The sequence below is a fragment of the Solibacillus sp. FSL K6-1126 genome (assembly GCF_038003445.1).
Taxonomy (GTDB): domain Bacteria; phylum Bacillota; class Bacilli; order Bacillales_A; family Planococcaceae; genus Solibacillus; species Solibacillus silvestris.
In genome coordinates, this window is record NZ_JBBOPD010000001.1 from 2,463,727 (window position 1) to 2,477,214 (window position 13,488).

Below are 13,488 nucleotides of genomic sequence, written 5' to 3' on the forward strand. Positions count from 1 at the left end.
TGTTATTAACTGCCTAAGACATTTTGGGATCAAGGAAATCCCGAAGTGCATCCCCAAATAAGTTAAATGCCAAAACTAGTATACATAAGGCTAAACCAGGGAAAAGCACAAGCCATGGTGCACTTTCCATGTATCTACTCGCATCACTCAACATTAACCCCCAGGATGGATTCGGTGGTGGAGTTCCTATTCCAAGAAAACTAAGTGATGCTTCAGCAATAATTGTTTGACCAAAAGCAAGACTTGCCATGACAATGATTGGTGCCATCATATTTGGCAATCCATGTCTCATAATGATTCGAAATGAACCTGCACCGACCGAGCGAGATGCTTCAACATAATTAGATTCACGGATTCTCATCATTTCCCCTCGAACAATCCTAGCAAAACGAGGTATCTCGATAATCACCAATGCTATAATTACATTTTGGATGGCAGGTCCCAACAAAGCTGCAATAAATAAAGCAAGAATTAAAGCTGGAATTGACATAATTGCATCCATTATTCTTTGAATTACTAAATCGATTACCCCACCAAAATATCCAGAAATCATTCCAATTAATGTTCCTAATACAATTGAAATAACGACTGTTACAATTCCAACAAGTAACGATATTTGTGAACCAAAAATTAGACGACTAAACACATCACGTCCTAAATCATCAGTGCCCATCACATGTTGTGAGTTTGGTGCTGCCAAAAATGCTGTACGATCTTGACTAATTGGGTCAAACGGTGCAATGAAGGGTGCAAATACAGCGACGGCGAAAACTAAAAGAATAATTAAAAGAGATATAAAGCCAATTTTTTGTGTTTGAATAAAGCGTTTACAATCCTCTTTAAATTTTTTCAAGTGTATGTTCCTGCTCGCCTTTATACTCTCTTTTGGCAACTCAGAGTCTAGTTGTATTTGAGACAAATGAATCACTTCCTTTTCTTGAAACAAGAATATTGAGGCATTTTTTATTTTGTTCTAATTCGTGGATCTACCCAACCGTACATCACATCCACCATCAAATTTACTAATAAAAACATCGCTCCAAAGACCAGTACGGTTGACTGAACAACTGGATAATCTCTCACTAATACAGTTTCAAAAATCAAACTTCCTAATCCTGGGAGTGCAAAAATTGATTCAAGTACTACAGTTCCTCCAAGCAGATATCCAATTTGTAAACCAATTAATGTAATAACTGAAATCAACGAGTTTCTAAGGGCATGTTTGAATATTACAACCGCTTCTTTCGCACCTTTTGCCCGTACCGTTCTGATAAACTCCGAATGAAGTACTTCAAGGACAGCCGATCTTGTCATACGAACAATACTGGCACTTAGTGTAATTGCTAGACAAATTGCGGGTAAGAACATTTGCTGTAGATTAACAATAGGATTTTCTGCGAATGATTGATAACCAAGTGGTGGAATCCAATTGAAAGACAGTGATAATACAGTTAATAAGATTAGTCCCAGCCAGAAGCTTGGAATAGATAATCCTCCAATTGAAATTACTTTTAAAAAATGATCTATAAATGTATTTTGTTTAACAGCGGAAATAACTCCTATCGGAATACCGATAATGATGGCTAAAACAATTGCCATTAGTGCTAGTTGTATCGTTACGGGAAGTCTGTCTAATATAATCTGGGATACTTCCTTACCTGACCAAAGAGAAATACCTAAATCTCCTTGAAGCGCATTTTTACCCCAATCTATTAGTTGACCGAAAACACTTTTATCTAGACCCATTTCAGCTTTCAATGCAGCCATTTGTTCAGGTGTTGCACCAGAGTTAGCCAACTGAAGGGTCACAACGTCACCAGGTACCGCTCTCATAACGATAAAAATGAAGGTTGTCATAATTAATAGTACGAATATCCCAAAAATTAAGCGCCTAACAATATAGTCAATCATATGTGTGACACCTCCTTATAGAAATGACAGGCAACAGTATGACCTTCTGTAATTTCCATTAGTTCAGGTTTTTCTTTTTTACAAAGATCCATTGCAAAAGGACATCTCGTATGAAATTTACAGCCACTTGGAGGGTTTGATGGACTTGGTACTTCACCACTTAGGATAATTCGGTCTGGTTGAATATTAGGATTAGGAATTGGCACAGCGGAAATAAGTGCCTTTGAATATGGATGGAGCGGTTCTGTAAATAAAGTTTGTGAATCGGTCACTTCTACGATTTCTCCTAAATACATGACAGCTATTCTATCTGAAATATATTTGACTACCGTTAAATCATGAGAGATAAATAAATAAGATAACCCTAATTTCAACTGAAGATCTTTTAATAAATTTAAAATTTGGGCTTGAACAGAAACATCTAATGCGGACACTGCCTCATCACAAATCAGAAGCTCTGGTTCAGTTGCCAAAGCCCTTGCTATACCAATTCTTTGCCTTTGACCTCCTGAAAATTGATGAGGAAATTTATGCATATCATTTTTAGATAGCCCTACGATTTCAAGCAGCTCTCCTACCCGTTGACGCTTTAAACTTCCTTTTGCTAGATTGTGCACTTCTAATGGTTCACCAATAATATCGAGAATGGTCATCCTCGGATTTAGAGAACTATAGGGATCTTGAAAAACAAATTGAACCCGCTTCCTTAGAACTTTTTTCTCTTTTCTATTAATATTTGATAATTGTTTTCCATCAAAACTTACTTCCCCATTCGTTGAGTCAATAAGACCTGTAATTAATCTTCCAACAGTTGATTTACCACAGCCGGATTCACCTACAAGACCAAGAACTTCGCCTTTGTGAATATTCAGTGTTACACCATCCACTGCCTTAACGTGTCCGATTGTTCTTGACAGTATTCCTTTTGTGATAGGAAAGTATTTTTTTAAGTCTGTTACTTCCAATAAATTCTTTTTACTGATTAAATGTTGATTGAGCTCAAAGACATGCTCATTTTCTTCTGTTAAAATTGGTCCCTCCCAATTTCCTGTCAGGTTGGGATCTGCAATCCAACATTTGCTTTCTCGACCATTTGCTAATTCAAAAAGTGGTGGTTCCTCACTTATGCACTTATCAGTAGCAAAAGGACACCTTGGATGAAAACGGCAACCAGCTGGAATTTCTATTAAACTTGGAACATTTCCTTTTATCGTGAGCAATTTACGTTCTTTACTTGTATCAATTTTTGGAATACTTTTCATTAATGCTTCTGTATACGGGTGTTGAGGTTTATTAAACAAATCCTTCACATTCGACTGTTCTACAACCTGCCCCGCATAGACAACAACTACTTTATCCGCCATTTCCGCTACAACACCTAAATCATGTGTAACAAGGATAATCGCTGTTCCAAACTGGGTTTGCAAATCTTTCAGTAATTGCAGAATCTGTGCCTGGACAGTCACATCAAGAGCTGTTGTAGGTTCATCTGCAATAATTAAACTAGGTCTGCATGCAAGTGCTATGGCAATCATTACTCTTTGTCTTTGACCACCCGATAATTGATGTGGATAGGCATTAATACGGCTCTCAGGGTCCGGAAGTCCAACTAACCTTAATAATTCTAGTGCACGTTCCTGAAGTTCATTTTTACTAAGTGTTTCGTGAATTTTAATCGTTTCGGTAATCTGATCACCGATCGTGTATACAGGGTCTAAGCATGTCATCGGATCCTGAAAAATCATGGCAATTTCATTTCCTCGAATTTTTCGGATTTCCTCATTACTAATATCTTTTAAATTTAAATTATTAAACAGGATTTTCCCGGAAGTGACTTCTCCATTACTGTCCAACAAACGTAAAATCGAGAGTGCTGATACGCTTTTACCAGAACCTGATTCACCTACAATCGCTACTGTTTCACCTTTAGAAATACTAAATGAAATACCATCAACAGCTTCAAGGTTACCTTTTCTGGTCTTAAAAACCGTCTTCATTTCCTCTACTTGGAGTAGTGTGTCATTTTTTCCAGTCATTCGAATGCCTCCTTTCAAGTATATTAAACTACTTATATTAATCTAATATCAGGTTAGCAAATTGTTCTCTCAGCTTTATTTTCATGATTTTCCCAACACCATTTTTCGGAAGTTCATGAATGAATTCAATATGACGAGGTGTCTTATATTTAGCTAAATTTTGTTGGCAGTATCCGATTAATTCACTTGCACTTACTTCTGCATCCGGCTTTTTCACAATACAAGCAACAATTTCTTCACTCATTTTTTCGGAAGGAACACCAATCACCGCAGCTTCCAAAACAGCTTCATGTTTAACTAGCAATTCCTCTAAATCTCTTGGATAAATATTAAATCCACCTCGAATAATTAAATCCTTTTTACGATCTACAATGTACAGATAGCCTTCATCATCCACTTTTGCCATATCCCCTGTATGAAGCCATCCATTTTGTAGTGCCTTTTTTGTTTCTTCTTCATTTTTAAAATAACCAGGCGTTACATTATCGCCTTGTACTAATAATTCACCGACATCCCCAACTGGTACCTCATATCCACCTTCATCCACAATTTTAATGTTTACACCTGGCATTGGTACTCCTACAGAACCTTCTTTAATCGGCATATCATTACGTTGTGTAGCTACTCCTGGCGATGCTTCAGAAAGTCCATACGCATCTCGTACCTCAGCCCCAAATTTTTCTTTAAACTTATGACGTAAGCTAATCGCTAGTGCAGCAGCCCCCGATCCAACTGTTTCTAAACTAGATAAGTCATATTTATAGGCATTCGGATGATAATACATCGCATGCACCATAGCCGGGACAGCAGCAAAGGATTTTACTTTAAATTTTTCAATAACCTTAAATACCTCTTCGGCATCGAATTTATCAAAAATAACAACTGAGCTTCCTAGCAAAAACATACTGTTCATAATGCCAAAACCATAAATATGAGCTAGAGGAAGAACACCTAGAGTAGTACTTCTTATTTCGTCCTCCGCTCTAAGTTTTAATCCTGACATTGAATTTGAGTAAAGATTTTTATGCGTTAACATAACTCCCTTCGGTATACCCGTAGTGCCGGATGTATACAGGATGACGGCTACATCTGATTCTTTTAACTCTAAAGGAGCATTTTCATAAATTGATATATTAGAAAGAGCCTTTTCCCATTCAATGATTTCGAACTCTTCTTGTATATCTTCCTCTCTTGGTTGATCTATGCAAATAATCTTCGGTTTAACAGATAAATCACTGGATGCATTTTTTAATTTTTGCAATAGAACAGATGATGTAATAATAACTTTTGCTTCAGAATTTTTTAAAATAAAGTTGATTTCATTTTCATGTAAAAGATACATAGCTGGTACAATGATGCCACCAACTCCTAATACTCCTTGGTAAGAGAAAATAACTTCGGGACAATTTGGCATACAAATTAACACCCGATCTCCTTTTTCTACTCCCAGCGAATGGACAAGACTAGAAACTTTCTTACAAATAATTTCCGTTTCACTATTTGTATAAGTTTTATCATAGAAATACAGAAGGTTATACTCACCAAAATTCTCAATATTTCCACCCAATAATTCAGTTAGTAACATGTTACCCTCCTAACTTTTATTTACTATTTTCATAGTATTTCTGCATTAAAGCGCTTACATTTTAAGGCCAATCGTTCCGATTATGAGTTACTAGTATCTTTGTGTAGAGATATTTCAATTTTCTGTTGGTAAGTTATTAAAAATGCAACACCTAATAGAATTACTGTTATAACAGCAGAAGTTATAAATGGAGCCGATACGAGATATATGAATACCCAGCCCCCCCAAAGAGGTCCAAGTATTCTCCCTAAACTATCCATTGATTCTTGGAGGCCTAATGTAATACCTCGCCCCATCTCAGTGCGTTTTGATAACATCGCTATAGTAGTCGGCCTAACCAATGATTGCCCAAAACCAGTAAAAACACATCCTAAAATTGCTACCCATATTAATGGCGCAAAACTAATTAAACAATAGCCAATTGCCGTAAAGGATAAGCCAATTTTTGTAATCGTATCTTCATTCCATACTTCATAACATTTTTTTAGTAAAAAGAATTGTACCAAGACAGAAGTTCCAGCTTGTGCGCTAAAGGCCATACTTACAAAGATTGGGGTAGCTTCAAATTTTGCTATTAGATAATATCCAAGTAGACCGAAGAAACTCGAAGCTGCAATGGACAATCCAAGTATGATCATATAATGATTCCAATATCCGGTTTTCGTAACCATTGTAATGGATTTCCAAAAAGAAACTGTTTCATTATTTCCAGCAAACGTATTCTGAGTTTCTTTATTATCATTATTTATCGAATCTCGGATGTAAAAATGGGCAAAAGGTAGAGTTATTAATGCTAGAGATCCTGCAATAATAAAAGGTACTACGACTCCAAATGGAGAAAATAACCCTCCAATAGCTGGACCACACAAAAAGCCAAGTCCATTCACTGCCCCCATTTTCGCGATGGTTTGATTTCTAAACTCTTTTCTAGTGTGATCAGCTACCATCGAAAAAGCTGCAGTTTGAGTACCAGATGATATTGCTGCACCAATTAATCGAACTAAAAGCAATTGCCAATAATTTTGAGCCAAAATTAGTAAAAGGAAAGCTACACCAAAGCCAAATACGCCAATCATTAGAACGGGTTTTCTCCCTATTTTGTCAGCTAAACGACCCCATATCGGTGCAGTAATTAACTGGGAAACTGCCCAAATTATGATTAACGATGACATTTGAACTGATGAAAGCCCCAAATCATCTGCTAAGAATGGTAATGTAGGAAGTACTATTCCATAACCTGTCATCGTTAAAAACATTATGAATCCTAGTAGAAAGAACGCCTTCCTTTCCATCATCTATATTCATCTTCTTTCAATTTAATAGAAAAGCGGGGAACGCTCGCTTAGCCCTGACACAAGTTGGAGACTCTGACATGGAGGCGGTTTTGCCTCCATCGGAAGAGCCTAAGCGCATGGCGGTGCTGGCATTTACTATAATTTGAAAATATAGTAAAGATAATTGATGTTCTACCCACACTATTTCGGATTAAATTTTTGATTTGGCAAACTAACTATTCATCTAGAGCCACACTTATTAACTAACCGGTTAGTATTACTACCGCATAATAACTGACTAGTTAGTATGTTAAAGAAATAAATGAGTAGAAGCTGCCTTAATTAAAGTAACTCTCCAACTTTTGCATGACCTTTTAATAAATTTCTTGCAATCGTTCTGCGCTGAATTTCATCTGTTCCTTCGAAAATTCGGTATAATCTTAATTCTCTATACCATCGTTCAATCGGTAATTCCTTTGTATATCCCATTCCACCATGGATCTGAAGAACACGATCGACCACTTGATTTGCCATAATTGCGCCATTTAGTTTTGCCATAGACGATTGATGACGTGGATCCATACCATTTTCAGCCATCCATGCAGCTCTAAATACGATCCATTTTGCTGCTTCAATTTCAACTGCTGAATCTGCAATCATCCATTGGATTGCTTGACGTTCTGCTATAGGTTTACCAAAAGTAACTCGTGTTTTTGAATAGTCGATGGCCATTTGTAATAAGCGTTCTGCAGCACCGATTGCACCAGCAGGAATCATATACCTTCCTTGACCTATCCACTGCATGCCTAAATTAAAACCTTGACCCAGTTCTCCTAAAATATTTTCTTCAGGAACACGAACGTTATCAAATACTAATGTTGCTGGTCCCCATTCGCCCATTGTGTAAATATATTCCGACTTCCAACCCATTTCTTTATCTACAAGGAAACAAGTTACTCCGCCATTCGCGCCTTTTTCTTTATCTGTCACTGCAAATACCATGGCAAAGTCTGCTTCATTTCCATTTGTAATAAATACTTTCTCACCATTTAACACCCAATGGTCGCCATCTTTAACCGCTCTCATTTGAATACCTCTTGCATCTGATCCCGCATCAGGCTCGGTTAAAGCAAAGCAAGAACGTCTTTCACCATTAATAGTAGGGATTAAATATTTCTGTTTCTGTTCCTCGTTACCTAAATAAAGGATATTATCAGCAGAACCACCAAAGTTGAACGGTACAAAAGTTCTTCCTAATTCCATTGCAATTAACACTGACATAATTGGTCCTAAATTTGCTCCACCGTATTCCTCAGGCGTATTAATGCCCCAAAATCCAATTGCCTTTGCCTTTTCTCTTAATTCTTTTATTTTTTCATTAGAGATACCAGGTCTGCCTTCCCTTTCATTTTTTAATACTTCTTGCTCCAAAGGCTTCAGTTCTTTATTCACAAAATCTCTAACTGTTTTTTGAATCATTTTTTGTTCATCATTTAGCGTAAAATCCATTAATAACATCTCCTTGTAAATGAAATTATTTGAGTACGAAATTGTTAAATAATATTCACAATTTTATAGAATACTCAGTTACAACACGTTATGAATCTAACAGTTTATATATGCGAAAAATTTTGAAGCGCTTTCATTTTATAAAGAATGGTCTTTTAATAAAAAAAAGAAACCCAAAAGAATGAAAACATTCAGGTTTCTTAACAGCTTTCGTATCAAATTATTTTTGTTCAAATCTTTGGAAATTTGTTCTTTCAATACGTGTAAATATTTATTTAAACTTCACAATCCAAGGTAATGTTTCTTCACCAAAATCAGTCATCGTGTATAAATAATTTTCCTTTTGCCACTTCGCCATTGTTCCAGTTTGCTCAGCATCGACATGTAAAGAACCATAATCTTTTGGTATCGGAAGAATGTTCGTTTCTAAAAATTCGACTGTTTCCTTTGCTGTGTTCAAGCTTTCCTCAGCCTTTTCCGTCAATGACCGGGCAATAATTGCCCAACGCCCTTCATTCCAGCTTGTAAATAGAGAGCCTGCCCCGCCATCCTGGTAGCCTGTAATTCCGTGCCCTAAATCAACAGCTTGTCCACTATCGTAAAGAGTTTGATCAATTTCTTTACTCGCCAATTCCTTTGAATCATATTTGGTAATTGTTAATTGACCTGTATACGTGCCGCTTTGCTTTATAGCGTTATCATTTATTGCCAGTTTAGATGGAGTTTCATAGAAATTAAATGTTATGACATTATTATTTGTCGTTGTAATCGCAGTTAAATAGCTGTCCTTTGAAACAGGAAAGTCAGTTGGCATGTTGACATCCCAATTACTCGGAATAATACTTTGAAAATCTTCTGCAGTAGCAGTATTGCCTGCCGGTTGATTAGAAACTGTCTCCTCATTATTTGGAGAATTTGTTGTTTCTACTTCATTAGACTTTGTATCTGCTCCGGAATCCTGATCGGCTGTCGTGTTATTATTCGTCTCGTTACACGCTGTTAGAAGAAGAACACTTAAGACAAATGGGACATATTTTTTCAAGTTCTCACTCCTCAAGTTTGGCTTGTATAAATTATCATACATGTTTCAAAATACATGTACAAATGATGGATAGCACTTCACTCGTACAAAAAAGCGCTGATCCTAATAAAAGAATCGCGCGGTTTTTATATCAACGAGCTTAGTTGGGTTACGTAAGCTACGTTCTAGTGAAATCAATATATCTTGTTCCTTGGAAAGTTAACGTGCCGATATCCCCTTCTGCGAGCATACCATATTCCTTGCCTGAAACATGAAACTCAGACCGGTCACCACTCTCGAATTCAAATGTTATAAAGTACTTTGTAGAGGTACTGTGTGAGTGGTGGTTGTTATCATGATGGTGATGATTATGTCTCGTTACACTTGTTCGTTTAACTTTTACGATGGCCGGAACAGACAGGCGAGGCGAGTTCTCATTTTCCTTCCATTGTCTTAATCCACTGAATATATTGCCTATTATTAAAATAACTATGATAATAAAAATAAGAGCTATAAATATTGGTCCGAAGTTAAATAACCAATCCCCACTTCCTGGCATGTCATACATGATATTCCCCCCTTGCTCTGATAACTAAATTATACGGATAAACTGGAAGAAAGTTTCAGATTGATGACATATATTTACCAAATAACTTCTATAGCCCTATAACTACAGATTAAAAAACGAGCGCTGATTCACCTTACAGAATCGCCCCCGCCTACTTATACAATATTAAAATGAAGATAATCATACTAATGAAAACGTCGCAATTGGTTCATATTTCGGTGTGTTTTCAACATTCGATTTATAAAGGACGATTTCAGTGATTTGAAAAGATAAAGGCTTTGCTTTAAATGGGTTATGCGTGACTAAGTTGTCCACATTGAAATCTTCATTGCCTCCCCATTTTCGTGCCAATGTAATATGTGGATGATAAGGCCGTGTTTCTAGTGTAAACCCTTCATCTAGACAAGTTTGATGCACAATTTCCTGAAGTTTATACAAAGGGGCTGCTTCACTCACCGCTCCCCAAAATATACGAGGTGAACTTTGAGCCCCAAACACACCCAGGCCTTTAATGTCTAACATAAATGCTTTTTGATTTTGTATGGCGTTCCCAACTGATTTAATTACGGATGAAAGTTGCTGCGGATTTACAGCACCGAGAAAGGCAAGCGTTATATGATAATCATTTAAATCTACCCAACGCTTAAACTGGAATATTGGTTTACTTCGTGTGAGTTCCTCGTGAATAGTTTGTTTAATTCCATCCGGAATCCGAACCGCCCAAAAATAGTGCGCCACTCTCTCCATATTCTTTCACCTCTTTCTATAAAAGAATGGACATTATTATTAAAACTAATACAAAAATATCTTATCGACCGTATTTCCCTTAGATTCCTTCTGAAAGGCATATTTTAACTAACAAATACTGGCTTCAATCATCTCGATTTCGCCTTTTTTATTAACACTATCTTTCCCAAGTTCGCAGTTATCTTTTATTTCCCACGCAATGAAGTATTTATTATTTTTCAATTCAACAGATCGTATTTCAGTTTTACTATTATGGTTAAAATGATGATCCAAGACCATTTGTTTTGCTTCATCTTCAGATATGACATTTTGAATAGATGAACAGCCTACTAATAAAAAGACTGCCAATATTAAATATATTTTAAAATAGATTTTTACACTTTTATGATTTTGCTGCCACATTTCATACACCCCTTTTATATTTCACTATTTTGTCAGTCTTTATAAAGAAGACGCATTCCTTATTAATGAACTACTCCTGTTGATTGTTAAATAAAAAATTCCTACTATATATTTTTCTCCTTCAGATTTATAGACTTTTAATGAAAATAAGCGCTGATCCTTACTACAGAATCGCGCTTTCTTTCAACCATCTCAACCTATCCATTTCTATTTTAAAATGGATTTATAGTCAACTTCTCTTTTCGTGAAACTGACGATGGAGTTGATGAACTTCCTCCGCTAGCTCTGGAACAGGACCATCGACAGTAATATCGTTAATAACCTCTTGAATGGAAAGATTCCGTACACGTGAAGGAGCTTGGCCCAATTCCGCTAGCCATTCTACCAATTGTTTAGATGAACTTGCATAAACAATCCGGCCTAAACCAACCCAACCGTGTGCTGCAGCGCACATCGGACAATGTTCCCCGGAAGTATATACTGTCGCTTTGATTCTTTCTTCAGGTTTCATATTATTTGCTGCCCATCGTGCTATTGCAAATTCCGGATGTTGGGTATGGTCACCACCTGCCACGTGATTATGGTCTTCAAAAAGGACCTCTCCATCGGCGGAAACAAGTACTGAACCAAATGGCTCGTCACCTTTTTCAAGCGCAATTTTTGCTAATTCAACACAACGTTGTAAGTGCTTCAAATCTAGACTATTTATCATATTCGTATCCTCCTTATCCAGTAAGTAGAAACTTTTACAATCATAATTATAACAGAATTATCCGACTCCTTAAGTGAATATTCATTCGTACTCTGAACCTTATGTTTTCAGACAAAATTCTACTGACCTTATCGATTAATGAATAATTGGCTATTTTAATACGGTCAATTTTCATTATACTAAGTATCATTACAGGAATGGAGGTTATTTACATGGTACAAGTTGGAACTGATCGAATAAAACGTGGAATGGCAGAAATGCAAAAGGGCGGCGTTATTATGGATGTCATTAACGCTGAACAGGCAAAAATTGCTGAAGCTGCAGGAGCAGTAGCTGTAATGGCGCTGGAACGTGTGCCCTCTGATATTCGGAAAGCTGGCGGTGTTGCCCGTATGGCGGATCCTCGAATTGTGGAAGAAGTGATGAATGCTGTTACTATCCCTGTTATGGCAAAAGCACGAATTGGTCACATTGTAGAAGCACGGGTTTTAGAGTCAATGGGTGTCGACTATATCGATGAAAGTGAAGTTTTAACACCGGCTGATGAAGAATACCATTTACTAAAAAGTGATTATACAGTGCCATTCGTTTGTGGTTGCCGTGACTTAGGAGAAGCAGCTCGACGTATTGGCGAAGGGGCTTCTATGCTCCGTACTAAAGGTGAACCAGGGACAGGCAACATTGTAGAAGCAGTTCGTCATCTTCGCAAAGTCAATGCTCAAGTACGTCGTGTTATAGGAATGAATGTGGATGAATTAATGACAGAGGCAAAAAATTTAGGAGCCCCATTCGAGTTACTGTTGGAAATTAAACGTTTAGGACGTTTACCAGTTGTGAACTTTGCTGCGGGTGGCGTGGCTACACCTGCAGATGCCGCGTTAATGATGGAACTTGGTGCGGATGGCGTATTTGTTGGCTCTGGTATTTTCAAATCCGAGAATCCTGAAAAATTCGCGCGTGCCATTGTGGAAGCAACAACTCATTATAAAGACTACAAACTGATTGCTGAAATCTCGAAGGAGCTTGGAACACCGATGAAAGGAATTGAAATAGCTACACTTAATGTTAATGAACGGATGCAGGAGCGTGGCTGGTAGTATGTCAAAAATAGGAGTACTTGCATTACAAGGTGCAGTAGGTGAGCATATGAATCAGATTAAACTTCTTGATCATGAAGCTGTGGAAGTAAAAACAAGCAATGATTTATGTGGTATTGATGGTCTTATTTTGCCTGGTGGAGAAAGTACAGCTATCGGTAAGCTTATAGAACGCAATGACTTATTAGCACCTATACAAGCATTGGCACAGCAAGGGATTCCCATGTTCGGGACATGTGCAGGTCTCATACTATTGGCAAAAAAGGTTAAGGGTTCCATTACCCCTCACCTTTGTTTAATGGATGTTGAGGTAGAAAGAAATTCTTTCGGCCGTCAAGTAGACAGTTTTGAAGTTGCAATAGCAATTCCATCAATTGGTGATGACATAACAGCAGTTTTTATTCGAGCTCCGCATATTGTAACCATCGGTGAACAGGTCGAAATACTTGCTACATATGAAGAACGGATTGTATTAGCTAGAGATGGACAATTTTTAGGCTGCTCTTTTCATCCCGAACTGACGGATGATGTTCGAATACTTCAATATTTTATTGGTATGGTAAATGAATTTACAAACGTTCCTAGATAAATCAAAAAAGAAGCACAATTCAGTGCTTCTTTTGTAT

General features: G+C 37.1%; 13 protein-coding genes. 2 read left to right on the forward strand and 11 right to left on the reverse strand.

Translation table 11 applies throughout. The annotated features are described in order from the left end of the window. Nucleotides 1-13: 13 nt before the first annotated feature. The 11 genes from MHH44_RS12125 to MHH44_RS12175 all read right to left on the reverse strand — a co-directional run bounded on the left by MHH44_RS12125 (nt 14) and on the right by MHH44_RS12175 (nt 11,765). Nucleotides 14-853 (reverse strand): ABC transporter permease, encoded by an 840-nt coding sequence (locus MHH44_RS12125; protein ID WP_082990822.1) that lies wholly within the window; start codon nt 851-853, stop codon nt 14-16. A 110-nt stretch (nt 854-963) separates the two neighbouring features. Next, nucleotides 964-1,911, reverse strand: a complete 948-nt coding sequence (locus MHH44_RS12130) for an ABC transporter permease (RefSeq protein ID WP_340798714.1) — start codon at nt 1,909-1,911, stop codon at nt 964-966. Then, nucleotides 1,908-3,947, reverse strand: coding sequence for an ABC transporter ATP-binding protein (locus MHH44_RS12135; RefSeq protein ID WP_340798715.1), 2,040 nt, complete (start codon nt 3,945-3,947; stop codon nt 1,908-1,910). The genes MHH44_RS12130 and MHH44_RS12135 overlap by 4 nt, the downstream gene beginning before the upstream one ends. A gap of 37 nt (nt 3,948-3,984) precedes the next feature. Continuing rightward, complete coding sequence (locus MHH44_RS12140; protein ID WP_340798716.1) at nt 3,985-5,532, reverse strand: class I adenylate-forming enzyme family protein; 1,548 nt, start codon at nt 5,530-5,532, stop codon at nt 3,985-3,987. A gap of 80 nt (nt 5,533-5,612) precedes the next feature. After that, nucleotides 5,613-6,827: an MFS transporter gene (locus MHH44_RS12145; protein ID WP_340798717.1), complete on the reverse strand. Its 1,215-nt coding sequence runs from the start codon at nt 6,825-6,827 to the stop codon at nt 5,613-5,615. A gap of 321 nt (nt 6,828-7,148) precedes the next feature. Continuing rightward, on the reverse strand, nt 7,149-8,315 hold the full coding sequence (locus MHH44_RS12150; protein ID WP_008404007.1) for an acyl-CoA dehydrogenase family protein: 1,167 nt from the start codon (nt 8,313-8,315) through the stop codon (nt 7,149-7,151). 271 nt (nt 8,316-8,586) lie between these two features. After that, on the reverse strand, nt 8,587-9,357 hold the full coding sequence (locus MHH44_RS12155) for a hypothetical protein (protein ID WP_340798718.1): 771 nt from the start codon (nt 9,355-9,357) through the stop codon (nt 8,587-8,589). Between the two features lie 157 nt (nt 9,358-9,514). Then, a complete protein-coding gene (locus tag MHH44_RS12160) occupies nt 9,515-9,904 on the reverse strand; it encodes a DUF2500 domain-containing protein (protein WP_340735201.1) in 390 nt (129 codons plus the stop codon). Between the two features lie 180 nt (nt 9,905-10,084). After that, nucleotides 10,085-10,651, reverse strand: a complete 567-nt coding sequence (gene thpR / locus MHH44_RS12165) for an RNA 2',3'-cyclic phosphodiesterase (protein ID WP_340798719.1) — start codon at nt 10,649-10,651, stop codon at nt 10,085-10,087. Nucleotides 10,652-10,759: 108 nt separating this feature from the next. Continuing rightward, complete coding sequence (locus MHH44_RS12170) at nt 10,760-11,053, reverse strand: hypothetical protein (protein ID WP_340798720.1); 294 nt, start codon at nt 11,051-11,053, stop codon at nt 10,760-10,762. Between the two features lie 229 nt (nt 11,054-11,282). Continuing rightward, the gene (locus MHH44_RS12175; RefSeq protein WP_340798721.1) at nt 11,283-11,765 is read right to left on the reverse strand and encodes a nucleoside deaminase; all 483 of its coding nucleotides are present in this window, start codon (nt 11,763-11,765) and stop codon (nt 11,283-11,285) included. A gap of 212 nt (nt 11,766-11,977) precedes the next feature. Between MHH44_RS12175 and pdxS the strand changes: the two genes are divergently transcribed. After that, a complete protein-coding gene (gene pdxS, locus MHH44_RS12180) occupies nt 11,978-12,862 on the forward strand; it encodes a pyridoxal 5'-phosphate synthase lyase subunit PdxS (RefSeq protein ID WP_008404019.1) in 885 nt (294 codons plus the stop codon). Nucleotide 12,863: 1 nt separating this feature from the next. Beyond that, complete coding sequence (pdxT, locus tag MHH44_RS12185; RefSeq protein ID WP_340798722.1) at nt 12,864-13,451, forward strand: pyridoxal 5'-phosphate synthase glutaminase subunit PdxT; 588 nt, start codon at nt 12,864-12,866, stop codon at nt 13,449-13,451. Nucleotides 13,452-13,488 lie beyond the last annotated feature (37 nt).

Coding starts and splice junctions, on each gene's coding strand:
- MHH44_RS12130 (WP_340798714.1), bottom strand. CDS start 1,911: ATGATTGACTATATTGTTAGGCGCTTAATTTTTGGGATATTCGTACTA.
- MHH44_RS12135 (WP_340798715.1), bottom strand. CDS start 3,947: ATGACTGGAAAAAATGACACACTACTCCAAGTAGAGGAAATGAAGACG.
- MHH44_RS12140 (WP_340798716.1), bottom strand. CDS start 5,532: ATGTTACTAACTGAATTATTGGGTGGAAATATTGAGAATTTTGGTGAG.
- MHH44_RS12145 (WP_340798717.1), bottom strand. CDS start 6,827: ATGATGGAAAGGAAGGCGTTCTTTCTACTAGGATTCATAATGTTTTTA.
- MHH44_RS12150 (WP_008404007.1), bottom strand. CDS start 8,315: ATGGATTTTACGCTAAATGATGAACAAAAAATGATTCAAAAAACAGTT.
- MHH44_RS12160 (WP_340735201.1), bottom strand. CDS start 9,904: ATGTATGACATGCCAGGAAGTGGGGATTGGTTATTTAACTTCGGACCA.
- thpR (WP_340798719.1), bottom strand. CDS start 10,651: ATGGAGAGAGTGGCGCACTATTTTTGGGCGGTTCGGATTCCGGATGGA.
- MHH44_RS12170 (WP_340798720.1), bottom strand. CDS start 11,053: ATGTGGCAGCAAAATCATAAAAGTGTAAAAATCTATTTTAAAATATAT.
- MHH44_RS12175 (WP_340798721.1), bottom strand. CDS start 11,765: ATGATAAATAGTCTAGATTTGAAGCACTTACAACGTTGTGTTGAATTA.
- pdxS (WP_008404019.1), top strand. CDS start 11,978: ATGGTACAAGTTGGAACTGATCGAATAAAACGTGGAATGGCAGAAATG.
- pdxT (WP_340798722.1), top strand. CDS start 12,864: ATGTCAAAAATAGGAGTACTTGCATTACAAGGTGCAGTAGGTGAGCAT.